The organism is Dermatophilaceae bacterium Sec6.4 (assembly GCA_039636865.1).
In the GTDB taxonomy this organism is placed as follows: domain Bacteria; phylum Actinomycetota; class Actinomycetes; order Actinomycetales; family Dermatophilaceae; genus Allobranchiibius.
The window spans coordinates 1,715,434-1,740,700 of the sequence record CP144172.1; the positions used below are offsets into that span (position 1 = coordinate 1,715,434).

A 25,267-nucleotide genomic window follows, 5' to 3' on the forward strand; every position below is an offset into this window, starting at 1 on the left:
ATGGCCCTGCACCGACGGTGCAGGGCCATTGTGCTGCGTCCAACAGCAGGAACACGGGACGCCCAGGTCGGTGAGTCGACTCCCCGTTACGGCGTGGCGCAAGGGTCGGTGCAGCGCGGAAGGGGTCTTATCGCCTAGTCTGCGGCAGACATATCGAGCGGGCATCAGTTGCTCGTTCGGACTCATCCGTAGAGAAGGCCGCCGTGAACCGACCAAACTCGCCCACCGCCCCGTCCGAACCAGCGGCGCAGTCCGCCGCGGGTTCCTCTAGTGAGCACTTCCAGGTACGCGAAGACGAAACGCCCTGGACGAACGAGGAATTGGCGGGCGTCAAAGACGAACTCGAAGCGGATGTCGCCAAGCTCACCAGTGAGCTGGCCGGCATGGAGCACGAAATGGCTGACCTGATCAGCGACAGCGGGGACGGCGCGGGGGACGACCACGCCGACGCGGGTGCCAAGTCCTTCGAGCGCGAGCATGAATTCTCCCTTGCAGACAACTCCCGTCAGATGCTGGAGCAGTCCGAGCACGCTCTGGAGCGCATCGCGGACGGCACGTACGGAATCTGCGAGGATTGCGGCACCCCCATCGGCAAGCTTCGTCTGCAGGCCTTTCCGCGTGCGACCCTGTGCATGCAATGCAAACAAAAACAGGAACGCCGCTGACCACGCACGCGCCTCGACGTAGGCCCCGCCCTCGACTGCTCGCGCTGCTCGTGGCGGTAGGGGTGAGCGGCTACGCACTCGACCAGGGCACCAAAGCCTGGGCGGTGGCGGGACTGGAGCCCGGCGTCCGACGCTCACTGGTCGGGTCGCTGCTACAGCTGAATCTCACCCGCAACGCGGGTGCGGCCTTTTCGATGGCGACCAACGCCACGTGGCTGCTCACCTTGATCGCGATCGTCGTGATCGGGGTGACGGTGTTCGCCGCCCGCAGGTTGGGTAGTGTCGGATGGGCGGCGGCGCTGGGACTGCTCCTCGCCGGTGCCTGCGGCAACCTGACCGATCGCTTCGTGCGCGCCCCCGGAGGCGGTCAGGGGCACGTGGTCGACTTTCTGGAGCTACCGCACTGGCCGATCTTCAACGTTGCCGATATGTGCGTGGTGACCGCAGCTGCGTTGATCGCCCTCCTCGCCGTCCGGGGGGTCTCACTTGACGGGACTCGCGCATCGAACGACACGGACGCACCAGGTTCCGAGGGCGCAGGTGAGACCGATGAGCAGTGAACTGAAGGCGATGCCGGTGCCCGAGGGGCTCGAGGGCGAGCGCGTCGACGCGGCCATCGCGCGTCTCCTGGGCCTGTCCCGCAGCCGAGCCGCCGCTCTGAGCGCGGATGGTCTGGTCACCCTGGATCAACGGGTCGTGGGTAAGTCGGACCGGGTGAGTGCCGGTCAGTGGCTGGAGGTCCAACTACCGCAGGTTCGGTCCGGCCCTGCTGTCGTGCCGCGCGCCGTCCCGGGGATGAGCATCGTGCACGACGACAGCGAGCTGGTCGTGGTGGACAAGCCTGCGGGGGTAGCGGCTCATCCGAGCGTGGGTTGGGACGGGCCTGACGTTGTCAGCGGACTGGCCGCCGCCGGGTACCGGATATCGACGTCCGGCGCAGCCGAACGGCAGGGCATCGTGCAACGCCTGGACGTGGGCACCAGCGGTTTGATGGTCGTCGCGAAGAGCGAACGTGCCTACACGGTCCTGAAGCAGGCATTCCGAGACCGCACTGTCGACAAGACGTATCACGCCCTCGTGCAGGGCCTGCCCGATCCCCTGGAGGGCACGATCGATGCCCCGATCGGGCGTCACCCGGCTCACGACTACAAGTTCGCCGTCCGCAGCACCGGCCGCGACAGCGTGACGCATTACGAGGTGCTCGAGGTCTTCCGCGTCGAACGCCTCATGTCGTTGGTGACCATTCACCTGGAGACGGGTCGTACGCACCAGATCCGGGTGCACTTCGCGGCTCTGCACCACCCGTGCGTCGGCGACCCGATGTACGGAGCGGACCCCACCGTGGCGCGTCGGCTCGGCCTGTCCAGGCAGTGGCTGCATGCCAGACGCCTGGGGTTCATCCACCCGGGGTCGGGAGAGTACGTGAGCTACGAGAGCCCCTATCCCCAAGACCTGCAGGATGCGCTGGACCTCGTGCGCGCGACCGGCTGAGACCGCCTGGCAACGTATCGACGGCGATCGGCGAGTACCACGCGCCTCATTCGTCACTGTGCGCGCGGTCTCGCCGCGACTGTCAGAGGACCGACCTAGACTCATCGCGATGTCCACTTCGTCTGCTGGCAATTTCGTGCACCTGCATGTGCACACCGAGTACTCCACCCTCGACGGTGCGGCCAAGATCAAGCCGATGTTCGCCGAGGTGGAGCGGTTGGGCATGCCCGCGATCGCGATGTCCGATCACGGCAACATGTTCGGGGCGTATGAGTTCCAGCAGGCCGCAAAGGATTCACCGGTCAAGCCGATCATCGGCATCGAGGCGTACGTAGCACCATCGACGCGGCATTCGCGCACTCAGGAATTCTGGGCAGGTTCGCGTGAACGCGACGCGAACGTCGACGGTGAAGGCGGCAAGGACGTCTCCGGCGGTGGTCGATACACCCATATGACGATGTGGGCCGCGGACGCGCAGGGTCTGCGCAACCTCTTCCGACTCAGTTCGCTGGCCTCTTTCGAGGGCTATTACATGAAGCCCCGAATGGACCGTGAGCTCTTGGCGCAATACGGCCGCGGGATTATCGCGACAACGGGGTGCCCTTCGGGTGAGGTACAGACCCGGTTGCGGCTGGGGCAGTACGACGAGGCGATCGCCGCCGCGTCCGCGTACCAGGACATCTTCGGTGCGGAGAACTACTTTCTGGAGCTGATGGACCACGGCCTGTCGATCGAGCGTCAGGTACGCGACGGGTTGCTGAAGATCGCCCGCGACCTGCATATTCCGCTGCTGGCCACCAACGACAGCCACTACGTCACCGAGGACCAGGCCGACGCGCACGACAATCTGCTGTGCGTCGGGGTGGGTAAGAACAAGGACGACCCGAACCGCTTCAGGTTCTCCGGCTCCGGGTACTACCTCAAGACCGCAGCGCAGATGCGTGAGCTGTTCGCGGAGTTGCCGGAAGCCTGCGACAACACCCTCGTGATCGCCGAGCGGATCGGTGACTACAGCGAGGTCTTTGCACCGGTCGACCGGATGCCGCAGTTCCCCGATGTGCCGCAGGGCCAGACGCAGGGTTCGTTCCTGCGCGAGAAGATCAAGGTCGGTCTGGGTCTTCGGTACGGCGAGCAGCCGCCGGTCGAGGTGCTCGAACGGGTCGAGACCGAGATGGCCGTCATCGAGCCGATGGGGTTCTCCTCCTACTTCCTCGTGGTGGCAGATATCTGCCAGTACGCCAGGGACAACGGGGTGCCGGTAGGTCCGGGTCGTGGGTCGGCGACCGGGTCGATGATCGCCTACCTGACTCGGATCACCGAGCTGGATCCGATCGAGCACAAGTTGCTCTTCGAACGGTTCCTGAACCCTGAGCGAATCAACCCCCCGGACGTCGACCTCGACTTCGATGACCGGCAGCGCGACAAGATGGTCCGCTACGTCATCGACAAGTACGGCACCGAGTACACCGCGCAGGTCAACACCTTCAGCACGATCAAGGCCAAGGCTGCGGTCAAGGACGCCAACCGCATCCTGGGCTTCCCGTTCGCTCTCGGTGAGCAGATCAGCAAGGCAATGCCGCCGGATGTGATGGGTAAGGGAGTCCCGCTCACCGGGCTGTTCGATCCCAAACACCCGCGGTACTCCGAGGGCGTGGAGTTCCGCGCGATGTACGAAGCGCAACCGGAGGTCAAGAAGGTCGTCGACACCGGGCTCGGTCTGGAGGGGCTGGTCCGCGGCACCGGTGTGCATGCCGCCGCTGTGATCCTCTCCTCGGAACCATTGCTCGATCTGGTCCCGATGCATCGCCGTGACAAGGACGGCACCATCATCACCGGGTTCTCCTTCCCGCACTGCGAGGAGATGGGCCTGGTCAAGATGGACTTCCTGGGCCTGCGCAACCTGGGCATCATCGACCAGGCGATCCGCAATATCGAGACCAACCGTGGCGAGCAGTTGACCACCGAGACGATCCCGCTGGAGGACACGGCCACGTACGAGTTGCTGGCTCGCGGTGACACCCTCGGCGTCTTCCAGCTCGACGGCGGGCCGATGCGCAGCCTGCTACGCCTGATGGTGCCGACCCGGTTCGAGGACATCGCCGCCGTCCTCGCGCTCTACCGCCCCGGACCGATGGCCGCCAACGCGCACATCAACTACGCCGAACGCAAGAACGGCCGCCAGCAGGTCGCCCCGATCCACCCTGAGCTGAAGGACGCGCTCGAGCCGATCCTCGGCACGACCTATCACCTGCTGGTCTACCAGGAGCAGATCATGGCCATCGCCCGCGAACTTGCGGGATACACCCTCGGTGGCGCCGATATCCTGCGGCGCGCGATGGGTAAGAAGAAGGCCGAGATCCTGGAGAAGGAGTTCGGCAGCTTCGAAGCGGGTATGCAGGCCAGCGGCTACAGCGCGGAGGCGACCAAGGCGTTGTGGGACGTCATGCTGCCGTTCTCCGGGTATGCGTTCAACAAGAGCCACACCGCGGGGTACGGACTTGTGTCGTACTGGACCGCCTACCTCAAGGCGAACTATCCGGCCGAGTACGCCGCCGCACTGCTGACCAGCGTCGAAGGTGACAAGACGAAGATGGCCATCTACCTGGCCGACACCCGCAAGCTCGGTATCAGGGTGCTGCCGCCGGACGTGAACGAATCGGTCGCGGACTTCACCGCCGTCGGTACCGATATCCGTTTCGGGATGGCCGCCATCCGCAATGTCGGCGCCAACGTCGTGGAGGAGATCCGCAAATCCCGCGAGAGCAAGGGGCGGTTCACCTCGTTCGAGGATTTCCTGCGCAAGGTCCCAGCCGTGGTCTGTAACAAGCGCACCATCGAATCACTGGTCAAGGCCGGGGCATTCGATGATCTGCAGCATCCGCGCCAGGGTCTGGTGCACATCCACGAGGCGTATGTCGATGCCGTCGCCGAGGAGAAGCGTCACCAGGAACGCGGTCAGGAGTCACTCTTCAGCGGTTTCGGCGACGAGGCGGCGATCGAACTCGCTGCGCTTCCGCAGATCCCACAGATCGAATGGGACAAGCAGACGCTGCTGGCCTTCGAGCGGGACATGCTGGGGCTCTATGTCTCCGACCACCCGCTGTTCGGCATCGAACACATCCTGTCCCAGCACGCGGACATGTCGATCGCCAGACTGCACGGCGAGGACGCGCCCAAGGACGGCAGCCAACTGACGATCGCCGGTCTGATCACTGCCATGCAGCTCAAGCGCAACAAGCGCGGCGAGCTGTGGGCCATCGCCACCGTGGAGGATCTCGAAGGATCCATCGATGTCATGTTCTTCGCCAAGACCTACATGACGGTCTCCACGATGCTCAGCACGGACGTGGTGTGCGTGATCAGCGGCCGGTTACAGATGCGCGACGACGGACCGCAATTGATGGCCTCCGAACTGACCCTGCCGGATCTGAAGGGTGACCTGCGGGGTCCGGTGGTGTTGTCGATGCCGTTGGCGCGCGCCAACACCGGCCTTGCGCAGCAGCTCCGCACGGTGCTCGTGGAGCATCCGGGTGCCACCGAGGTGCACTTGAAACTGCATCAGCCGGGCAGGTCGGTCACCGTCAAACTCGAAGACAGTTTGCGCGTCACCGCCTCACCCGCGTTGTTCGGTGATCTGAAAGCCCTGTTGGGCCCGTCGTGTCTCGTAGGAGCCTGAAATGTCTGAATCTGCTGTCGCTGCTCTGAAGCCCCCGGTGGCGCGCCGCGAATCATCCGTCCGCGAGCACCACGGCGATCGGTTCGAAGATCCCTGGGAGTGGCTGCGCGACAAGGAGTCCAGCGAGGTCATCAGCCACCTCGAGGCCGAGAACTCCTACACCACAGCAAGCACCGCCCACCTGGCGTCACTTGCGGACGCCGTCTTCGGTGAGATCAAGGGCCATATCGTCGAGACGGATGTCGACGTGCCGGTCCGTAAAGGGCAGTGGTGGTACTACTCGCGCACCGTCGAAGGCGCGCAGTACGCCGTGCACTGCCGGGCACCGTACGACGCGGATATGCCGGTGCCGGTGCCGGCCCCGGGCGAGCCCGTTCCGGGAGAAATCGTGCTGCTCGACGAGAACCGCGAAGCCGACGCGCACGAGTTCTTCGAGTTGGGGGGCCTGGAGATCAGCCCCGACGGGAACGCGCTCGCGCTGCTGGTCGACGTGCGTGGCGACGAGCGTTACGACCTGCAGGTGCGTGACCTCACTGCGGGGACAATTCTGGACGACAGCGTGCGCGACGTGCACTACGGGTTGGCCTGGTCCCTCGATGGCGGCACGCTGTTCTACAGCCGACACGACGATGCCTGGCGGCCGCATCAGGTCTGGCGGCACCGGGTGGGCGGCGACCCTGCCGACGATGTGCTGGTGCGTCAGGAGGACGACCCGGAGTTCGGGATCGGGTTCGAGGTGTCCCGCGACGACCGCTGGCTGATCGTCGGTTCTGAATCGCGCACCAGCTCCGAGATGCTCCTGGGTGACCTGTCCCGACCCGAGCAGCCACTGACGATGGTGCACCCTCGAACGCCCGGTCTGGAGTACTCCGTCGAGGTCGACGGAGACCGGATTCTCGTCGTACACAACGGCAACCGAGCTGACTTCGACATTGCCGAGGCGCCGCGCGAGAGCCCCGGACGCGAGTCATGGACCCCGGTATTCGTCGGTGACGAGGGGGAGCGGGTCGAGGGTATCGATGCATTCGAGAAGTTCGTGGTGCTGTCACTGCGTTCCGGGGGGCTGCCGACCGTTCGGGTGTTCCCGAAGGTCGCAGGTGACCTCGGCGCCGCACTACAGGTGCCGGTCGGATCCGAGCTGACGGTGCTGCGGGTGGGCTCGAACGCCGAATACAACACGGCGACAGTGCGTCTCTCCTCGGGATCTTTCCTGGTGCCTCCTACGGTGCTGGACTTTGCCCCCGCGACCGGCGAGGTCCGGGTGCTCAAACAGCGTGAGGTCCCTGGTTACCAGGCGCAGGACTACCTCGAGGAACGGCTGTGGGCCACTGCCGCGGACGGCGCCCGAGTGCCCATCTCGCTGGTTCGGCGACGCGAGGTCTCGGCCGATGGCACCAATCCCGGTCTCATCTACGGCTACGGCTCCTACGAGCTGTCGATGGACCCGCATTTCTCCGCCAGTCTGCTGTCCGCCCTGGACCGCGGCGTTGTGTACGCCGTGGCGCATGTCCGCGGCGGCGGAGAGCTGGGGCGTCGCTGGTGGGATGAGGGCAAGATGCTCGCCAAGCGCAATACCTTCACCGACTTCGTGGCGTGTTCGAAGGCCCTGATCGACACCGGCTGGGTCGCACCGGACCGCCTTGCGGCAGAAGGTGGCTCGGCCGGCGGTCTGCTGATGGGTGCGGTACTCAACCTGGCGCCCGAGTTGTACCGCGCAGCACACGCCGCTGTTCCCTTCGTCGACGCGCTGACGACGATCCTGGACCCGACGATGCCGCTGACGGTGGGGGAGTGGCAGGAGTGGGGTAACCCGCTCAGCGACCCGGACGTCTACGCCTACATGAAGAGCTACTCGCCGTACCAGAACGTCGCAGCGAACGACTATCCGGCCATCCTGGCCACCACCAGCCTGAATGACACCAGGGTCTGCTACGTCGAGCCCGCCAAATGGGTGCAGCAGCTACGGGCGACCGTGACTTCCGATCCCGCGGCCCGGCCGGTCCTACTCAAGTGCGAGATGGTCGCGGGCCATGGCGGTGTCAGCGGCCGCTACGACGCGTGGAAGGACCGCGCGTTCGAGCTGTCCTTCCTGCTGGACCAGCTGAACGCGGCTGAGCTGCTCCAGCCGCCTGCCTCACTCTGACTCAGCTGACCCCGGGAGGCACAGGTAGACCTGTGCCTCCCGGGGTTACCTGCGCCACGGTCGACGCGCCGAGCCGGTGCGAATGTCAGAGAGCGTCGTAGACGCAGCGTCCGCCGACCAGGGTCGCAGCCACCGGCATGGTGCGCAGTCGGTGGCCGTCGATCGCCGAGTTCGTGCCGGGCTCCACCTGCAGCGGGTCAGCGTCCAGGAACACGATGTCGGCCACCTCGCCGACGCGTAGGGTGCCCCGACCGTCGGTGCTGGCCGCCAATGCCTCCGCGGGGGAGATCGCCTGGCCCGGACCCCACGGGTCACGGGTGTCGGCGCTGCGATGGACTGCGGAGGCCATGGCCAGCCACGGGTTGAGTTGGGACACGGGGGCATCCGACCCGAGAGTGACGCGCACCCCGGCATCGAGCATCGACCGGAGCATGAACGACCGCTCGCTGCAGTCCGGCCAGAGCTGGTCGGACAGGTCGCGGTCGTCGACCAGGTGAGCGGGCTGAACGGAGGCCCCCACGTTCAGCGCGGCCATCCGTGGGATATCCACCGGATCCAACAACTGGGCATGCTCGATGCACCCGCGGATACCCGTCGTCTCGAACGCGTCCAGCACCATCGTCGTGGCAGCATCGCCGATAGCGTGCACCGCGGCGTCCATGCCATGCGCGCGCGCTTCACCGAGCGCCGTGACGAGCTCGTCGAACGACACATTGCACGTGCCGCGGGTCAGGTGGCCGGCATAGGGGGCGCAGCACAACGCGGTCATGGTGCCGAGGGAGCCATCGGAAATGATCTTCAGCGGACCCATCGTCGCCATCCCGAGGGTTCCCGGCAGCGCGTCGCCTGTACGTAGCCCCGCTTCGATCGTGCGGCTCAACCCATGCAGGTAGGTGCAGGAGCGCACGCGCAGCGTGTCGATGCCGCGCGGGATCAAATTCGTCCAGGTAGCCACCGAGCTCGCGAACTCCATGTCGGTAATGCCGACGACGCCCTTGCTCGCGGCATCCTGCAGCGCCGTGCGGTAGGCATCGACCGGATCGGTGGTAATGCCCGGAAGCCCCGAGAGGAGCGGGAAGACATCGAACCAGTCGTTCTCGACAATCGCGGTATCGCGGGCCGGTAGTCCGAGCATCCGCAGGGCGGTGGAGTTCAGCCACCCGTTGTGCGCATCACCGGATATCAGCACAACCGGCCGGGTCGGAGCCACCTGATCCAGTGCGTGCACCGTGGGCTGTGTCTGCCACCCGGCTGATCTGAAGCCGAACCCGACAATCGTCGTGGTGCGGTCTTCGATCATCGCCTCGTGGGCAGCGACGATCCGCAGGACGTCGTCCGGCCCACTGGTCGCACTGACATCGAGGCGGGAGAGCGTCATGGCCCATTGCGTCATGTGCACGTGATGGTCCCAGAGGCCGGGGATCAACCAGCGTCCATCGGCACGGACCTCGCGCGAACCGTCGTCCGGCAACGATGGCTCGATCGCTGCGATGCGACCGTCGATGATGCGAAGGTCCACGGGACCAGACGGTGCCGGTCTACCTACAGGGACCAGGCGGGCACCACGGATGGTGACGGAATCGTGGAGCACACCACCAGCGTATGGGTCCGATCGACGTTCGCGATTTGGACATGCTGAGCGAGGCATATCTGCCCCGTTCAGCATGTCCAAATGCTGGTCGTCAGCGATCGCGTTGGTGCCTGCGCAACCCACTACCCAACAGTCGTCGGATCAGGTCGCGGCCGGCAACCTCTTGCGCGCCCGCGTCGACGGCTGTCTGATAACGCTCTTGCGGCACGTCGTAGTGATCACCGTCGTACAACCGCTCCGGCAACCCCACCGCTGCAGCGAACTCGCGCAACTCTGCGTACGAGGTATCACTGATCAAGTGCGACCAGAGTCGTCCGTATGCCGGCCAGGTCGGCGGGTCGATCAAGATCACCCCGGCAAGCTACCCCTAGGGCTCGAGTCGGGCTGACCTCGGCACCCGCAGTGGGTGTTCAGGGGGGGTTGGGCAACGGGGCGGCACCGCTTCCGGTGCCGCCCCGCTTCGGCGCTTGTGCTTTCAGCTCGGCGCGATGACTTGTGCTTTCAGCTCGGCGCGATGACTTTTGCTTTCAGCTTGGCGCGATGACTTTTGCTTTCAGCTCGGCGCGATGACTGTCTTTATTGACGACATCTGATCCGCCGTTTCGCTGCGGCCGCATGCTCGCTTCGCTCGCCCACGGCCTTCGCTGCACGGCGGCTCAAATGTCGTAGTACATCTCGAACTCGTGCGGGTGCGGGCGGAAGCGCAACGGATCGACTTCATTGACGCGCTTGTAATCGATCCAGGTCTCGATCAGGTCCTCAGTGAAGACGCCGCCTTCGGTGAGGTAGTCGTGATCTGCTTCGAGTGCGTCCAGCACCTCAGGCAGCGAGCCGGGCACCTGGGCGATGTTCTCCAACTCCTCGGGCGGCAACTCGTACAGGTCCTTGTCGACCGGCTCCGGCGGTTCGATGCGGTTCTTGATGCCGTCCAGGCCGGCCATCAGCTGCGCCGAGAACGCCAGGTAGGGGTTGGCCGACGGGTCGGGTATCCGGAACTCGATGCGTTTGGCCTTCGGGGAGGTGCCCGCGATGGGAATGCGGATGCAGGCCGACCGGTTACGCGCCGAGTACACGAGGTTCACGGGAGCCTCATAGCCAGGAACCAGACGGTGGTAGGAGTTCATCGTCGGGTTGGTGAACGCAAGTAGCGACGACGCGTGCTTGAGCAACCCACCGACATACCAGCGGGCGATGTCCGACAGTCCGCCGTAACCGCTCTCGTCGAAGAACAGGGCCTCCCCGTCCTTCCACAACGACTGGTGGGTATGCATGCCCGAACCGTTGTCACCGAACAGTGGCTTCGGCATGAACGTGGCCGTCTTCCCGGCCTCGAAAACGGTGTTCTTGACGATGTATTTGAACTTCATCATGTCGTCGCCCGCGGCCAGCAGCGTGGCAAACGTGTAGTTGATCTCCTGCTGACCAGCAGTGCCGACCTCGTGGTGCGCACGCTCGACCCGCAGGCCCGCTTCGCCCATCGCAACCGCGATGTCATCGCGTAGATCGGCGAAGTGGTCCACCGGAGGCACCGGGAAGTAGCCGCCCTTGTATCGCGGCTTGTAGCCGAGGTTGCCGCCCTCTTCTTCGCGGCCGGTGTTCCATGCGCCCTCGACCGAGTCGATGTAGTAGTAACCGGCGTTCGCCTTGGTTTCGAAGCGGACGTCGTCGAAAATGTAGAACTCTGCCTCGGCACCGAAGTACGCGGTGTCGGCGATTCCCGTCGACTTCAGGTACGCCTCGGCTTTCACCGCGATGTTGCGCGGGTCGCGGCTGTACCGCTCGTCGGTGAAAGGGTCGACGATCGAGAAGTTCATGATCAACGTCTTGTGCTTGCGGTACGGGTCCAAGAACGCCGACGACGGGTCCGGGATCAGCTTCATATCCGACTCGTGAATTGCCTGGAACCCGCGGATCGACGAGCCGTCGAACATCTGGCCCTCGGTGAACGAGTCCTGCGACAGCGTCGATGCGGGCACATTGAAGTGCTGCATCACACCCGGGAGATCGCAGAAGCGCACATCGACGAACTTGACGTCCTCGTCCTTGATGAACTTCAAGACCTCATCGCTGGTGTTGAACATGGAACCTCCGTGGCTGGTGAATGGCGTGCGCGTCCGCCCTCGGGGGCATGCGCACAGTTTCCAAATTTAGCGGATGGCGGTTACCCGGTCGTGACTGAAGCGTTTCGGTGAGGTTACGAGCCCACCGCTGCTGCCTCACGAGGCCTGCCGCAGACGGCGTGCGCCACCCGCCCCATGTCGTCGGAGTGGGGGCCGAGCCGCAGCGAAATCCGGCTCTCTATCCTGGAATGCATGGCCGGCCCTACATCTTCCCCAGTGTCGAAGGTTCCGACCTCGGGATGGCCCGGCCAACAATTCGGCTGTGCCTTCAGCGGGCGCACCTCTGTGGTGCGACTGGTACCGAGGGCTGTTGCCCTCCTCATTGACTGGGGGCTGTGCAGTCTCATCGCCGCCGGGCTCCTGGGGTACCGGTGGGGAGGCCAGGGTGGATCCAGTTTTGCCCCGCTGCTGGTCTTCCTGATCGAGAACATTCTGCTGGTTGCAACACTCGGTTCGACGGTCGGTCACTTCATCGTCGGGGCCAGGGTCACCCGACTGGATGGATCGAGCGCCGGGCCACTGCCGGCGCTGGTACGGGCGGTGCTGCTGTGCCTGGTCATACCCGCGATCGTGTTCGATGTCGATCAACGCGGTCTGCATGACCGTCTTCCCGGTACCATCCTGGTTCGCACCAGGTAGCGGTGTGGCGGAACCGCTCGAGCTCGGTGCTAGGTACGAACCGTCAGCGCTGTGACTTGCGATCGGTGCGGGCCGACCGCGGGTCCATTCCCTTGGGAATCGGTGGCTTCACTCCGCCCAGTGCACGGAGCCGCTTGTTCACGGTCTGGACCTCTATGTCCGTCAGCTTGCGAGGCATCTTCGTCATCGTCGACGTCAGTTTGCTGACCGGCACTGCACCCTCGCCGTCGCCCACCCGCAGTGTGTGTACGGGCACCTCGGGACCGGAGATACGACTCACCCGCTTACGCTCGGCCTCCAGGAGTTTGACGGCACTACTGCGCGGCCCTTCGGCCACCAGCACGACACCCGGGCGCCCCACGGCACGGAAAACCATGGCTGCGTTGTTCATATCGCGTACATTGCGAGCCCTGCCGGATTCGGCCGCGACCGGTTCCTTCTCGTAGAACCAGCCCTTGCGTAGGCCGCCCATGGCAGCGCTGGTTGCTCCGGGCTGACCCTCCAGTTGACCGTAGGCTGCCCGCTGCGCCAACCGGCCGAACAGCAGCATGGTGAGCAGGATGGCCAACAGGACCGCGAAGAGCGTGAAGACAATCCGGGCGTACGTGGAGGATGCAAAAGCGAAGCCGAGGCCGGCGACGATGAGGAAGGTCACCAGAAAGGCGCCCGCGAGGTAGAGCGGAACGCGCGGGTCGCGGGAACTGGTGAGCTTGTAGAGCGTCTTGATCTGGGCGATACGACCGGGCTCGGCGCTCGAGGGGTCGCCAGCGACCTTCTTCTTACGGCCGAAGCGGCTCTTCTTCTCGGGTGCGGGTGTCGCGGGCATGCTGGTCAGGATACTTGCGGAAGTGCACGCTCGATGAGCGACGCGGCTTCCTGACGGGCGGGAGAACTCGCAGCGGCCGCGAGATGTGCGAGATTCGCGGGCAATGTGCGCCCGGAACGTTCCATTGCCTGTGCGTAGAGGCGACCGGCACGGTAGGAGGAACGCACGAGCGGGCCGCTCATCACGCCCTTGAAACCCAGCGATTCGGCCACTTCGGACCAGTGCACGAATTCCTGCGGCTTGGCCCAACGGTCCACCGGGTGGTGACGAGGTGACGGGCGCAGGTACTGGGTGATGGTGATGAGGTCGGTGCCCGCGTCGTACAGATCCCGCAGCGCCTGCTCGATCTCGTGCTCCTCCTCGCCCATCCCCAGGATCAGGTTGGACTTGGTGACCAGACCCGCTTCCTTGCCCATGGTGATCACCGAGAGTGAACGCTCGTACTGGAAGGCGGGCCGGATCCGCTTGAAAATTCGGGGCACCGTCTCCACATTGTGGGCGAAGACCTCCGGGGCCGCGTCGATGACCGCGCCGACCTGCTCCGGAACTGCGTTGAAGTCGGGGATCAGGATCTCGACGCCGGTGCCGGTGTTGAGCTGGTGCACCTGACGGATGGTTTCGGCGTAGAGCCACGCTCCGCCGTCATCCAGATCGTCCCGGGCCACGCCCGTGATGGTGGCGTAGCGCAGGCCCATCTGCTGGACAGAGTCGGCTACCCGGCGCGGTTCGTCGCGGTCCAGGTCGGCGGGCTTACCGGTATCGATCTGGCAGAAGTCACACCGGCGGGTGCATTGTTCGCCGCCGATGAGGAACGTAGCCTCACGGTCCTCCCAGCATTCGAAGATGTTAGGACAGCCCGCTTCCTGACAGACCGTGTGCAGGCCCTCGTTCTTCACCAGATTGTGCAACTGCGTGTAGGCGGGACCCATCTTCGCGGTCGTACGGATCCATTCGGGCTTGCGTTCGATCGGCGTCTGGCTGTTACGCGCCTCGACGCGCAGCATTCGTCTGCCTTCTGGTACCACAGTCATGGGTGTCGCTACTTCCTCGAGGTTGACGTCCAACCCTTGGGGTCGCTCGGTGTCTGCACGGATCAACCGCAGTCCGGTGCGGTTGATTCCACAGTACGCGGGGTGCATCGAGGCACCACACGGAGATCGGCCCGGCACCGGGCCTGACTGCGGCGGTCAGGCGAGGATGTCGGGCAGCCGCTTCTCGATCAGTGGGAGTACCTCACGCACCGTCACGTCCCGGTTCAGCTCTCTGCTGAGGGAGGTAACGCCGGCGTCCGGGATCCCGCAGGGGACGATCGTGTCGGCCCACGACAGGTCGCAGTCGCAGTTGAGCGCGAAGCCATGCATGGTCACGTCTCTGCTGACGCGGATGCCGATTGCCCCGACCTTGCGTTCGGGGGTCGAGCCCACCGCCTCGAACCACACGCCGCTGCGGCCATCGATCCGACAGGCATCCAGTCCAAGGTCGCTGCATACATCGATCATCAGTTGTTCCAGCCGGCGAACGTGGCTGACCACATCGATGGGGTTGGGCAGCCGCACGATCGGATAGCCGACAAGTTGTCCCGGTCCGTGCCAGGTGATCTTGCCGCCACGATCGACGTCGATGACCGGTGTGCCGTCAAACGGTCGCTCGTGCGGCTCGGTGCGTTTGCCGGCGGTGTAGACAGCCGCGTGTTCCAGCAGCAGCACCGTGTCCTCCTGGTCGGCTGACACGACACGTGCATGCACCTCACGCTGCAGATCCCAGGCGTCCTGGTAGTTCACCAGATCCGGTGCGAGGCCGAGCTGTTCGATGCGCATATTTTTCACAGTACGCCGCATCGCGGGTTACTCCGGCGTCACGTCGCCACTCGCAAACCGGCCCCTGTGGATAACTTCTCGCATCGCCATCATTGCGTGGCACCGTCAGCAGGTATGGACGATCAGCCGACCTTGAGGGGGTACGAACTCCTGCAGCTGCTCGGTGTCGGCGGTGCCGGACAGGTGTGGGCCGTCGCACGAGCCGACGGCGTGCGCTTCGCCGCCAAGTTCGTCACCGGAAGCGCCGCCGACACCGACGGCACCGAGACCGCACTGCGACATGAGGCCGCCGTGTTGCAGTCGTTGCATCACGAGCACGTGATCCGGTTGTACGAGGTCGTGCCGACCGACGGTGACGCGATTGCGTTGATCATGCAGCTCGCCGAGGGCGGATCGCTGGCTGACAGCCTACGAACCCGGGACCACCTCACACCCGGTGAGCTGGTGACGGTCCTGTGCCCCATTGCTCGGGCGATGCATGACCTGCACAGTATGGGTCTGGTGCACGGCGACCTCAGCCCCGGAAACGTTCTGTTCACGCACCGGGGGAAGCCGTTGATCGCGGACCTGGGGTTCTCGCGTCTCGCCGGGCACGACGACGAGCCGACGTGGGTCACTGAACACTGGGCTGCCCCAGAGGTGCTGGCGGGGGAGCAGCCGACTCCCGCCAGCGATGTGTACTCACTGGGCGCCATTGCGTGGGCAGCACTGGTCGGTCAGGCCCCCGAATGTGCAGCATTGCGACCGGATCTCGCCAGCAGCGCACCGTCGATACCCGACGCACTGCATGATCTGGTGCTTTCGTGTATGTCACACACCCCGACTGCCCGGCCGACACCGGAGGAGTTCGCACTCGCGTTGTGGCAGATGGCGCCGCCGGACCCGGCGCCCATCCAAGGGTCAACAGGCCGACGAGTAACGGATTCGGACCGGTCCGACGATCCGGGAGCAGCGCTGACCAGAAGAATCAGAGAAGAAGCCCATCGCGAGGTTGTCGGTCGTCACAGCGCCCGACCAGCAAAGTCAGCGGCGGGATGGCGCCGCCCCGTACTGCTGCGCACCGTGGCCGCCGCGGCATTCGTCGGACTCGTCGCCGGTGGCTTGATGCTGGTGGGCAACGACGTGTCCGCAGGGGCAAACGGAGACACTGCGTCAGCAGTCAGCGCACCCTCATCAGCCTCGCCGGCCGCAAAGATCGGCGGGCGCCCTTCGACGGCATTGACCACTAGTTCGCCGGGCCCCAGTTTGCCGGGCCCCAGTGCTCCGAGCAGTAGACCCGGTGCCGCGCCGCGGACGGCTGCACAGGGGCAGCAGCAGCTGCAACGGTCGCCGACAGCGGTGCTGCAAGGTCTTGTCGATGCCCGCGCGCACGCCTGGTCCACGGGACGGGTGGCGGACCTGAGCCGCTGCCTGATTCCAGGCTCAACCGCCTACCAGGGGGACCAGGCAGATCTGCTGACGGCGCGAGATCGGGGAGTGCGGTATCGCAATCTGCTCTTTCGGGTCTCAGCAGCGCGACTGCGCCCACCTGTCGGCACGGGTGCCGCCATCGAGGCAACGGTGGTCAGGTCCGGGTACCACGTCGTCAGGAGCGACCGATCCGACACCGTTGTACCCGCCCATGAGGTACGCACTCTGGTCACAGTTGCGTGGACGCCCGCAGGGTGGCGCATTGCGTCGTGGGCAGCGCTTTGAGCTACCTGTCTCCTGCGACGACTCAGCCGGCTGCGAGGTACGCGGCGACATCGGCCATCTCGCGATGCTTCCATTCGAATCCCGACTGCTCGAGCGCTCCAGGCTCGAGTCGAAGACTCGTCAGGATCTCGCTGGAGAATTCACCCAGAATGACGCGCAGGGCAGTAGCCGGTGCAGGTAGGACCGCCGGGCGGTGCAGAGCAGATCCGAGTGCCCGCATGAAATCACGCTGCCGGACAGGCGACGGGCTGGCCATGTTCACCGGACCCGTGATGTCAGGGTTGTCGATCAGGTGCACGATCGCGCGGACCTGATCTTCCAGGGAGATCCAGGACCACCACTGCCGCCCCGATCCGAGGGGACCACCGAGGCCGAGCTTTGCCAGCAGCATGACCTGCTTCATCGATCCCTGCGCGGGCGCAAGCACGAGACTGGTGCGCAGGAAAGTCGTCGGGCACCCGGCCGCAACGGCCGGCTGGGTCGCTGCCTCCCACACCCGCGTGACGTCGGCGAGGAAGGATTCACCCGTGGAGGCCTGCTCGTCGACCACGTCATCACCGCGGTCGCCGTAATAGGACATACCGGACGCGCTGACAAACCGCACCGGTTCACCCATCGAGGCCATTGCATCAGCAACGGTCGACGTGGACGAAACCCGCGACTGCTCGATGGTCTTCTTGTAGTCCGCTGTCCACCGGTGGTCGCCGATACCGGCGCCGGCCAGATTGACGACGGCAGTCACGCCGGCGAGCTTCGTGGGATCCAACCGACCGGCGGCCGGATCCCACGAAACCTCGTCGGCAGCGCGCGGCTCCCGACGAACGAGTCTCACCACGTCGTCGCCTCGGTTCGAGAGGTATGCCGTGAGGGCGGTACCGATCATGCCGGACGATCCAGTGACAGCAACTCGCTGCTTCATATGTGTTCCCTACTTGTTGGTGACGGGTCAGACGTCGAACGCGCCGTCTTCGAGGCGGGCCTTCATCGTGCCGAGGAACCGGGCGGCGTCGGCACCGTCCACGATTCGGTGGTCATAGGACAGCGCGAGGTAGACCATCGAACGGATCGCGATGTTCTCGCCCCCGTCCGCATCCTTCAGCACCACGGCTCGCTTGACGACCGAACCTGTGCCGAGAATTCCCACCTGCGGCTGGTTGATGATCGGGGTGTCGAACAACGCGCCCCGGCTGCCGGTGTTGGTGAGGGTGAACGTCCCGCCGCCCAACTCATCCGGAGTGACCTTGTTGTCACGGGTACGCGCCGCCAGATCGCCGATCTTACGGGCCAGGCCGGCGATGTTCAGATCGCCGGCGTTCCGGATGACCGGAACAAACAGACCCTTCTCGGTATCGACGGCGATACCGAGGTTCTCCGCCGGGTGGTAGACGATCGAGTCGCCCTCGACGCTCGCGTTGAGCACCGGGTGCGCCTTCAGAGCGTCGACGGCCGCAAGCGCGAAGAACGGCAGGAAACTGAGCTTCACGCCCTCGCGGTCGGCGAATCCGGCCTTGGCCCGATCACGCAACCGCGCAATCTTTGTGACGTCCACTTCGACGACGGTCGTCAGCTGAGCCGACACCTGCAACGACTCCACCATTCGTGTCGCGATGAGACGACGCATGCGGGTCATCTTCTCGGTGGTTCCACGCTTGTCCGAGACGTCCGGTACCGACGAGGCTTTCGAGCCAGTTGACGATTCCTGAGCCGTCGACGGAGCCGGAGTCGACGCGGGCTCACTCTTCTTCGCAGCCGCCGCTGCGTCGGCTTTGGCCGACTCGGCTGCGTCGAGAACGTCCTGCTTGCGGATGCGCCCGCCGATGCCGGTGCCCTTGATCGAGCTGAGATCGACCTGGTGTTGACCGGCGAGTTTACGAACCAGCGGCGTCACATAGATGTTCTGATCGGACCCCTCGCTCTGATCGGACGCCGTCTTCGACTCTGTCGTGGTGGATGCGGCAGGTTCGGCCTTCGCGCTGGGCGTATCGGTCTTGGGCGCCGCCTTCTGCACAGCAGCGGCCGGCTTCGCCGGTTCGGGTGCTGCTTCTTCCGGCACCGCGGCAGGAGCGTCCTTCGCTTCGTGCGACTGCGACGAGTTGGTATCGGAGGTGCCGGCAGCATCCGAACTCGAGCCGCCGATCACGGCCAACGCTGTGCCGACCTCGACGGTCTGGTCCTCTGCGACCAGAATCTTGCGTAGCGTGCCGGCCGCTGGGGAAGGCACCTCGGTATCGACCTTGTCGGTCGAGACCTCGAGTAGCGGCTCATCGACCTCAACCTGGTCACCTTCGGCCTTCAGCCAACGGGTGACAGTGCCCTCGGTCACCGATTCGCCGAGAGCCGGCATCGTGACGGTCTCACCGTCCCCGTCACCGTCGCCGCTGGAGTCACCGGTGTCGCTGGACGTAGTGCGATCGGCCTGATCCGTGGCGGTTTCCGACGTGGTCTGAGCTTCAGCGTCGTCGGAGGAGGACCCGCTACCGGCATCGGCCGAGTCCTCGGAGTCTGTGGGGTCCTGGGTGTTCTGCTGATCCATCTCGGCTGCCGCCGACGGTTCGGCAGCGGCGTCGTCGGCATCGGAGGCATTGTCGTCGGACTTGGGCGCTGCGCCCTCACCGATCACTGCAAGGTCGGCTCCGACCTCGACAGTCTCGTCCTCCTGCACCAGGATCTCCTGGACAGTGCCCGCTACCGGTGACGGGATCTCCGTATCGACCTTGTCGGTCGAGACTTCCAGCAGGGGTTCATCGAGTTCGACTTGCTCTCCCACCTGCTTCAACCATCTGGTCACGGTGCCTTCGGTCACAGACTCACCGAGGGCGGGCATGGTCACGCGTTCAGACATGGCCGTCATTCTCCTTCATGTTCGGGCTTCATGGTGGGCGGTCTCAGCTATGGGCGTGTAACGGTTTGCCGGCGAGCGCGAGATGCGCTTCGCCGAGTGCTTCATTCTGCGTCGGGTGAGCGTGCACGAGGGGGGCGACATCATCGGGGAGCGCTTCCCACCCGACGATCAGCTGCGCCTCGCCGGCCTGCTCGCTCATCCTGGAGCCAATCATGTGGATGCCGACGACGGGTCCGTCGGCTCGACGTACGAGTTTCACCAACCCCTGGGTGCCCAGGATCTGACTTTTGCCGTTTCCGCCGAGGTTGTATTCGTAGGTGAGTATGTCGTCGTAGCGCTCGCGAGCAGCGCTTTCGGTCAACCCGACGGCGGTGATCTCCGGATCGCAGTAGGTAACCCGGGGAATGGTGGACTCATCCACCGGTGCCGGTGCCAGACCTGCGATGTGCTCGGCAACAAAAATTCCCTGTGCGAAGCCGCGGTGCGCCAACTGCAGCCCGGGAACGATATCGCCGACCGCGTAGATCGTGGGTAGGTTCGTTCGCAGGTCCTGGTCGGTCGGTACGAAACCACGGTCCACGTGCACTCCGACATCTTCGAAGCCCAGACCATCGCTCACGGGACCTCGCCCGACCGCCACCAGGAGTAGGTCTGCGCTCAGGGTCTCGCCGGATTCCAGCGTGATCTCGACGTCGTCGGCGTTATCGGTCGCCGAGCTGAAACGCTCCCCGGTTCGCACCGTGATCTTGCGTTTACGGAACGCGCGCTCCAGCGCTTTGGAAACCGCGGCATCCTCGGTCGCCACCAGTTGGGGCAGGGCCTCCACGATCGTGACGTCGGCACCGAACGACCGGTAGATCGACGCGAATTCGACACCGATCACACCGCCGCCGAGCACGACGACGCGTTCGGGTACATGGTCCAGGGTCAATGCCTGGGCGCTGGTGATGATGCGGGGTCCGAGCTCCAGGCCCGGCAGTAACCGCGGCCTGGACCCGGTGGCCAGGACCACGTGCTGACCCGTCAGCACCCGGTCACCGACGGTGACGGTCGTCGGGGAGGAGAGCCGACCAACGCCCTCCACGTAGGTGATGTCCTGCCCACCGACCAGCCCCTGCAGGCCCTTGTAGAGCCGGGCGATCACGGCGTCCTTGTACGCGTGTACACCAGGCATGTCGATTGCCTCGAAGGTCGCACGGACCCCGAATTTCTCACTCTCACGGGCCGCGTCGGCCACCTCGGCCGCGTGCAGCATCGCCTTGGTGGGGATACAACCCTGATGCAGGCAGGTTCCGCCCAATTTGCCCTGCTCGACCAGCGCCACCTTCAGCCCGAGCTCGGACGCGCGCAATGCACATGCATATCCACCGCTGCCGCCCCCCAGGACGACGATGTCGAACGTGTCGTCATGATCCGTCTGCTTTTTCTGTGTTCCGGGCACTGTCATTGAAATCTTCGCTCCTTCGGCGCATGTTGGTTCAGGTCTGATACCGAGGCGGATCAGCTGCGTCCTTCGGCCACCGTCACCAGCGTGCGTACTGCGTACCCGGTTCCTCCGTACGGGGTGTATCCGTGAGCCTTCTCGTTGTACGCCGGACCGGCAATGTCCAGGTGCGCCCAGTTCAGCGGGTCCCCGTTCTTGTCGTTTCCGACGAACTCGCGCAGGAAGAGGGCGGCGGTGATCAGTCCGCCGGTCTTCCCGCCGGTGTGCTTGACGTCGGCGATCTCGGAGTTCATCGCCGGACGCAGGTCTTCCAACAGCGGCATCGGCCACAACGCCTCACCGGCGTGGGCAGCAGCAGCGAGGATCTCCACGCGCACCGCGTCGTTGTTGCTGACCACGGCAGCGGTGCGTTCGCCCAGCGCGACGACGGCCGCACCGGTGAGAGTCGCGACATCGACCGTCAGGTCCGGGTACAACCTCGAAGCCAGGCTCAGACCATCCGCCATCACCAGCCGACCTTCGGCATCGGTGTTGATGATCTCCACCGTCTTGCCGTTCGGCATCCGCACCACGTCACCAGGTCGCTGGGCGTCCGCGCCCGTCATGTTCTCGGCAAGGCAGAGGTAGCCCGTGACCGCAATCGGAAGTTTCAAGGCGGCGATGGCCTCGATCGTCGCCGCCACCGCGGCGGCTCCACCCATGTCGCACTTCATGGTGCGCATCCCGTCGGCAGGTTTGATGCACAGACCACCGGAGTCGAACGTGATTCCCTTGCCGACCAGCGCGAGATGACTTTTCGCCCCCCGCGGGGTGTAGCTCAGCGTGACCAATGCGGGACCGCGTGCCGACCCGCGACCTACCCCTATCAGCCCGCCGCAGCCATCCTTTTCGAGCCGGGCACCCCGGGCGACCTCCACCGAGACTTTCGATCCCGAGAAGCGGTTCTCGACGGCTTCGGCGAACGAGTCGGGGTAGAGGTCCAACGGCGGCATGTTGACCAGGTCGCGCGCCCAGTGCTGGGCGCCCGCGAGGATCTGCGCGCGGGCCAGGACGGACTTCGCCTCTTTCGCAGGAACACCGCCGTTGTGGATGCTGAGCACCTGGATGGCGACCTTCGCGTCCGAGTTCTTGTAGGTTGTGTAGGCGTAGGCGCCGAACAACCCACCCTCGGTGGCCGCGGCCAGCAACTCGACGGTGTCTGTGGGTAGAGCGAGGTAGGCGCTCTTGCGTCCGTGCAGCGAGCGGGTGGCCGCACCGGCCGCTTCACGGACGGTCTCCGCGTCCAGAGCGACAGGATCCGCCGTCAGGCCGCAACCGGTCGCCACGACCATCGACGAAATGCCCGCCACCCGTGCGAAGCGCACGACCTCGTCCTGGGCTCCGGTGGCCTGGACCGCCGAGAGCGTGGTGTCCAGCGCATCCCAGCTCTCCTGGCTGAGCGCGCTCGTGCGCACGGTGATTGCGCCGCCGGTGCCTTTACGGGTCAGGACAACCGTTACTTCAGTGTCGTCCGGGGCATTGACGCTGGTCAGGGAAGCGGTCGTGGTCACGGGTGCTCGTCCTCTCGATGGGGTTCGGCAGGGTAATGCCTCTGACGACTGTAGCCACGGCGCCCGGTTAACGTTGAGTCATGACTCCCTCGGGCACCGACACGACGTCCTCAACCGCCTCCGCCCCTGCGGCCAAGTTCTCTCCCCTGGATGAGCGTCATCGCGCGCTCGGTGCCAAGATGGCCGATTTCGGTGGCTGGGAAATGCCGATCGAGTACGCCGGCGGCGGTGTTCTGCGCGAGCACGAGGCGGTACGCGAACGCGTGGGGATCTTCGACGTGAGCCACCTGGGCAAGGCGTCCGTCCGAGGGCCGGGCGCTGCCGACTTCGTCAATCGTTGTTTTACCAACGATCTTCGTAAGATCGCGCCGCCGAAGGCGCAGTACACGATGTGCTGCGACGAGGCGACCGGCGGAGTGATCGACGACCTGATCCAGTACTTCACCAGCGAAGATGAGATCTTCCTGGTGCCCAATGCCGCCAATACGGCCGAGGTCGTCCGACGGTTGCAGGCCGCCGCGCCTTCCGGTGTCGAGGTCGTCAACCAGCACGACGACTTCGGAATCATTGCGGTGCAGGGTCCCTGCAGTGCGCAGGTGCTGACCTCGCTGGGACTGCCGACCGACCTGGCGTACATGTCCTTCACCGATGCGCGGACGAGCTGGCAGGGTCGTGACATCACCGTTCTGAGGTCCGGCTACACCGGCGAATCAGGGTTTGAGTTGGTGACGCACTGGAGCGACACGGCCCTGCTGTGGGACGCGTTGATCGCTGCCATGGTGCCCTTCGAGGGTCTGCCCTGCGGACTGGGCGCTCGCGACACGCTACGTACGGAGATGGGTTACCCCCTGCATGGAAATGATCTCTCGATGACGATCACTCCCAACATGGCACGCGCGGGATGGGCTGTGGGGTGGGCCAAGGAATCGTTCTGGGGCAAGGACGTGCTGACCGCTCAGCGTGCCGAGAAATCATGTCGGCTCGCCGGGGCGCTGCGCGCAACGGGCCGCGGGATACCCCGGGCCCACTGTGCGGTCACCCGCGGGGACGGCACCGTCGTGGGTGAGGTCACCTCCGGCACTATGTCACCAACCCTGAAGGAGGGGATTGCGCTGGCGCTGCTGGACCGGGGAATTGCGGTCGGGGACCAGCTCTTCGTGGACGTCCGTGGTCGCTCGCTTCCCGTGACCGTCGTCAAAGCGCCATTCGTGCAGGTGCAGCCGACCTGACCTCGGTCCGAGCCGCGGATGCCGCGGGAATCTGCGACTCAGTTCGGGGCGGGCGCCACCAACGTGGCCTGGGAAAGATCTACCACTCGACCCGAGAGCACCAGATGAGTGCGCGTGCTGGCTCCGGATACAACCGCGTTCAGCTCCTCCAGCACATCTCGCAACCTGAGTGCACGATCGTCCTCGGGTGCAGCTCCAAAGCTGACCTCGCGGCTCAACGCAACGCTGTCATAGGGGGCGTTGGCCCAGATGGCGCAGAATTCGGCGATTTCCTCCCGGACAGCCAGGGCCCCCGGCCCATCGCCGGACCATGCGTCGTGCTTGTCCAGCAGGGCGATGGCCCACGTCTCCAGCGAGTCGACAAGGACCGATGAACGGCCGCGCAGGATGGTGCGTGTCAGATCGACTGTCTGCACCCGCTGCCATCCATTGGGATCGCCGGTCACAGGTAGGTCCTGCGGAACTATTACGGTGACTGCTGTTTGTGCAGGCAGCAGGGATACGGCATGTCTGCGTGCGCTCAGCGGGGTGCCCCCCAGAACCAACGTCGTGCTCATGGGCCCAGGGTAGGGGGTTCGGCTACCCCCGTCGTCACCGCGGCTGGCGCGTTACAACGCCAACCCCACTGGCGCTGCGGCAGACGCGGCCCACCCATAGGCTCGGGGTCATGAGCGACGAATGGACCTGGACCTACGCAGATCGCGATGGTGCCCCAGTCAGCGGCACTGTCACAGTGGATGCAGCTTTCCCGACCCAGAGTGATGCCGAGTCATGGCTGGGTCAGGAATGGCAGGAACTAGCAGCTGCAGGCGTTGCCACTGTGAGTCTGCTGGAGAACGGCGAGCCGGTCTACGGCCCGATGGGTCTTTCTGCAGAGCTCTGAACGCACCCCGAACGACTGACCGCTACCTGCTGCTGGCGGTCCGGTCTGGTGCCGGGAGATCCTCGAATGCCATCCCGCGCGGCACCTGAGGCTTGGGCATCCGGGTGAACCGCATCTGGAATGCCCGCATGCCTGCATACAGCCACGACCAGCGCGGCGGCTGCTGCCCGGTGAGTGCGACGAGTCGCTTCTTGCATCGGCGCCACATGAAGGAGGCATCGATCACTCCGGCAAGGGCGATCAGCCACACGATGAAGAGCCCGCTGGCCTTCAGGACGCTCGGCAGCGCCACCGAGACGAGCAGCATGACCAACATCAGGGGCAGCATGATCTCGCCCACCCGTACGCGCGCGTCGACGTAATTGCGGATGTAGCGCTTGGCCGGACCGCGGTCGCGGGGGAGCATCGCGCTCTCCTCGCCGCGGGCCATCGCGTCACGTTGAGCCATCCGTGCCTTGCGCTGGCCATCGCGTGACGTCGACTTGGCCGCTTTGCGGTCGGCAGGCACCAGCGGCTTGCGTCGGGCGGCCTGCTGGTCACGGCGTTTGGGGGTCGGGCGCCCTTTTCGTCCGTCTGCTGACGGCTCGACGAGCGCCTCCGCCTCGGTGGACGTTGCGGTGGGTGACTTACTGCGACCTAACACAACACCAGAGTCT

At 65.2% G+C, this 25,267-nt stretch carries 21 protein-coding genes; 9 read left to right on the top strand and 12 right to left on the bottom strand.

Annotation, left to right across the window (positions count from 1 at the left end; all coding sequences use genetic code 11):
* Positions 1–203 precede the first annotated feature (203 nt).
* The 5 genes from V3G39_08325 to V3G39_08345 all read left to right on the top strand — a co-directional run bounded on the left by V3G39_08325 (position 204) and on the right by V3G39_08345 (position 7,975).
* Positions 204–665 carry a TraR/DksA C4-type zinc finger protein gene (locus tag V3G39_08325; GenBank protein XAS78025.1) on the top strand — a complete coding sequence of 154 codons (462 nt, stop codon included), beginning with the start codon at positions 204–206 and terminating at the stop codon, positions 663–665.
* The gene (gene lspA / locus V3G39_08330) at positions 638–1,225 is read left to right on the top strand and encodes a signal peptidase II (protein XAS78026.1); all 588 of its coding nucleotides are present in this window, start codon (positions 638–640) and stop codon (positions 1,223–1,225) included. The genes V3G39_08325 and lspA overlap by 28 nt, the downstream gene beginning before the upstream one ends.
* The gene (locus V3G39_08335) at positions 1,215–2,156 is read left to right on the top strand and encodes an RluA family pseudouridine synthase (GenBank protein XAS78027.1); all 942 of its coding nucleotides are present in this window, start codon (positions 1,215–1,217) and stop codon (positions 2,154–2,156) included. Before lspA ends, V3G39_08335 begins: the two co-directional genes overlap by 11 nt.
* A 109-nt stretch (positions 2,157–2,265) precedes the next feature.
* On the top strand, positions 2,266–5,832 hold the full coding sequence (dnaE, locus tag V3G39_08340) for a DNA polymerase III subunit alpha (GenBank protein XAS78028.1): 3,567 nt from the start codon (positions 2,266–2,268) through the stop codon (positions 5,830–5,832).
* Position 5,833: 1 nt separating this feature from the next.
* Positions 5,834–7,975 (top strand): S9 family peptidase, encoded by a 2,142-nt coding sequence (locus V3G39_08345; GenBank protein XAS78029.1) that lies wholly within the window; start codon positions 5,834–5,836, stop codon positions 7,973–7,975.
* 85 nt (positions 7,976–8,060) lie between these two features.
* Here the strand turns inward: V3G39_08345 and V3G39_08350 are convergent, their stop codons facing one another.
* The 3 genes from V3G39_08350 to glnA all read right to left on the bottom strand — a co-directional run bounded on the left by V3G39_08350 (position 8,061) and on the right by glnA (position 11,647).
* A complete protein-coding gene (locus tag V3G39_08350) occupies positions 8,061–9,494 on the bottom strand; it encodes an amidohydrolase (GenBank protein XAS78030.1) in 1,434 nt (477 codons plus the stop codon).
* Positions 9,495–9,657: 163 nt separating this feature from the next.
* Positions 9,658–9,918: a DUF4031 domain-containing protein gene (locus tag V3G39_08355; protein ID XAS78031.1), complete on the bottom strand. Its 261-nt coding sequence runs from the start codon at positions 9,916–9,918 to the stop codon at positions 9,658–9,660.
* A gap of 304 nt (positions 9,919–10,222) precedes the next feature.
* Positions 10,223–11,647 carry a type I glutamate--ammonia ligase gene (gene glnA, locus V3G39_08360; GenBank protein XAS78032.1) on the bottom strand — a complete coding sequence of 475 codons (1,425 nt, stop codon included), beginning with the start codon at positions 11,645–11,647 and terminating at the stop codon, positions 10,223–10,225.
* Between the two features lie 255 nt (positions 11,648–11,902).
* Between glnA and V3G39_08365 the strand changes: the two genes are divergently transcribed.
* Positions 11,903–12,325, top strand: coding sequence for an RDD family protein (locus V3G39_08365; protein XAS78033.1), 423 nt, complete (start codon positions 11,903–11,905; stop codon positions 12,323–12,325).
* A gap of 43 nt (positions 12,326–12,368) precedes the next feature.
* On the opposite strand, the gene V3G39_08370 is transcribed toward V3G39_08365, so the two are convergent.
* The 3 genes from V3G39_08370 to lipB all read right to left on the bottom strand — a co-directional run bounded on the left by V3G39_08370 (position 12,369) and on the right by lipB (position 14,968).
* The gene (locus tag V3G39_08370) at positions 12,369–13,151 is read right to left on the bottom strand and encodes a DUF4191 domain-containing protein (protein XAS78034.1); all 783 of its coding nucleotides are present in this window, start codon (positions 13,149–13,151) and stop codon (positions 12,369–12,371) included.
* 5 nt (positions 13,152–13,156) lie between these two features.
* On the bottom strand, positions 13,157–14,182 hold the full coding sequence (gene lipA / locus V3G39_08375; protein XAS78035.1) for a lipoyl synthase: 1,026 nt from the start codon (positions 14,180–14,182) through the stop codon (positions 13,157–13,159).
* 156 nt (positions 14,183–14,338) lie between these two features.
* Positions 14,339–14,968 (bottom strand): lipoyl(octanoyl) transferase LipB, encoded by a 630-nt coding sequence (gene lipB / locus V3G39_08380; GenBank protein ID XAS78036.1) that lies wholly within the window; start codon positions 14,966–14,968, stop codon positions 14,339–14,341.
* Between the two features lie 114 nt (positions 14,969–15,082).
* Between lipB and V3G39_08385 the strand changes: the two genes are divergently transcribed.
* Positions 15,083–16,663, top strand: a complete 1,581-nt coding sequence (locus tag V3G39_08385) for a serine/threonine-protein kinase (protein XAS78037.1) — start codon at positions 15,083–15,085, stop codon at positions 16,661–16,663.
* A gap of 22 nt (positions 16,664–16,685) precedes the next feature.
* Here the strand turns inward: V3G39_08385 and V3G39_08390 are convergent, their stop codons facing one another.
* Genes V3G39_08390 through V3G39_08405 form a run of 4 tightly spaced genes read right to left on the bottom strand, consistent with a single transcriptional unit; the run spans position 16,686 to position 22,499 of the window.
* Entirely contained in the window at positions 16,686–17,582 is an 897-nt protein-coding gene (locus tag V3G39_08390) for a TIGR01777 family oxidoreductase (GenBank protein XAS78038.1), read from the bottom strand.
* A 27-nt stretch (positions 17,583–17,609) separates the two neighbouring features.
* Complete coding sequence (gene sucB / locus V3G39_08395) at positions 17,610–19,505, bottom strand: 2-oxoglutarate dehydrogenase, E2 component, dihydrolipoamide succinyltransferase (GenBank protein XAS78039.1); 1,896 nt, start codon at positions 19,503–19,505, stop codon at positions 17,610–17,612.
* Between the two features lie 43 nt (positions 19,506–19,548).
* The gene (gene lpdA / locus V3G39_08400) at positions 19,549–20,952 is read right to left on the bottom strand and encodes a dihydrolipoyl dehydrogenase (protein ID XAS78040.1); all 1,404 of its coding nucleotides are present in this window, start codon (positions 20,950–20,952) and stop codon (positions 19,549–19,551) included.
* Between the two features lie 53 nt (positions 20,953–21,005).
* Positions 21,006–22,499 (bottom strand): leucyl aminopeptidase, encoded by a 1,494-nt coding sequence (locus tag V3G39_08405; protein ID XAS78041.1) that lies wholly within the window; start codon positions 22,497–22,499, stop codon positions 21,006–21,008.
* 80 nt (positions 22,500–22,579) lie between these two features.
* Between V3G39_08405 and gcvT the strand changes: the two genes are divergently transcribed.
* Positions 22,580–23,728, top strand: a complete 1,149-nt coding sequence (gene gcvT, locus V3G39_08410) for a glycine cleavage system aminomethyltransferase GcvT (protein ID XAS78042.1) — start codon at positions 22,580–22,582, stop codon at positions 23,726–23,728.
* A gap of 38 nt (positions 23,729–23,766) precedes the next feature.
* On the opposite strand, the gene V3G39_08415 is transcribed toward gcvT, so the two are convergent.
* Positions 23,767–24,285 (bottom strand): bifunctional adenosylcobinamide kinase/adenosylcobinamide-phosphate guanylyltransferase, encoded by a 519-nt coding sequence (locus V3G39_08415; protein XAS78043.1) that lies wholly within the window; start codon positions 24,283–24,285, stop codon positions 23,767–23,769.
* Between the two features lie 110 nt (positions 24,286–24,395).
* On the opposite strand from V3G39_08415, the gene V3G39_08420 reads away from it, so the two are divergent.
* Positions 24,396–24,611, top strand: a complete 216-nt coding sequence (locus V3G39_08420) for a hypothetical protein (protein XAS78044.1) — start codon at positions 24,396–24,398, stop codon at positions 24,609–24,611.
* Positions 24,612–24,633: 22 nt separating this feature from the next.
* On the opposite strand, the gene V3G39_08425 is transcribed toward V3G39_08420, so the two are convergent.
* Positions 24,634–25,254 carry a DUF3043 domain-containing protein gene (locus tag V3G39_08425; GenBank protein XAS78045.1) on the bottom strand — a complete coding sequence of 207 codons (621 nt, stop codon included), beginning with the start codon at positions 25,252–25,254 and terminating at the stop codon, positions 24,634–24,636.
* Positions 25,255–25,267 lie beyond the last annotated feature (13 nt).

Coding starts and splice junctions, on each gene's coding strand:
- lspA (XAS78026.1), top strand. CDS start 638: ATGCAAACAAAAACAGGAACGCCGCTGACCACGCACGCGCCTCGACGT.
- V3G39_08335 (XAS78027.1), top strand. CDS start 1,215: ATGAGCAGTGAACTGAAGGCGATGCCGGTGCCCGAGGGGCTCGAGGGC.
- dnaE (XAS78028.1), top strand. CDS start 2,266: ATGTCCACTTCGTCTGCTGGCAATTTCGTGCACCTGCATGTGCACACC.
- V3G39_08345 (XAS78029.1), top strand. CDS start 5,834: ATGTCTGAATCTGCTGTCGCTGCTCTGAAGCCCCCGGTGGCGCGCCGC.
- glnA (XAS78032.1), bottom strand. CDS start 11,647: ATGTTCAACACCAGCGATGAGGTCTTGAAGTTCATCAAGGACGAGGAC.
- V3G39_08370 (XAS78034.1), bottom strand. CDS start 13,151: ATGCCCGCGACACCCGCACCCGAGAAGAAGAGCCGCTTCGGCCGTAAG.
- lipA (XAS78035.1), bottom strand. CDS start 14,182: ATGACTGTGGTACCAGAAGGCAGACGAATGCTGCGCGTCGAGGCGCGT.
- lipB (XAS78036.1), bottom strand. CDS start 14,968: ATGCGCATCGAACAGCTCGGCCTCGCACCGGATCTGGTGAACTACCAG.
- V3G39_08385 (XAS78037.1), top strand. CDS start 15,083: ATGGACGATCAGCCGACCTTGAGGGGGTACGAACTCCTGCAGCTGCTC.
- V3G39_08390 (XAS78038.1), bottom strand. CDS start 17,582: ATGAAGCAGCGAGTTGCTGTCACTGGATCGTCCGGCATGATCGGTACC.
- sucB (XAS78039.1), bottom strand. CDS start 19,505: ATGTCTGAACGCGTGACCATGCCCGCCCTCGGTGAGTCTGTGACCGAA.
- lpdA (XAS78040.1), bottom strand. CDS start 20,952: ATGACAGTGCCCGGAACACAGAAAAAGCAGACGGATCATGACGACACG.
- gcvT (XAS78042.1), top strand. CDS start 22,580: ATGACTCCCTCGGGCACCGACACGACGTCCTCAACCGCCTCCGCCCCT.
- V3G39_08415 (XAS78043.1), bottom strand. CDS start 24,285: ATGAGCACGACGTTGGTTCTGGGGGGCACCCCGCTGAGCGCACGCAGA.
- V3G39_08420 (XAS78044.1), top strand. CDS start 24,396: ATGAGCGACGAATGGACCTGGACCTACGCAGATCGCGATGGTGCCCCA.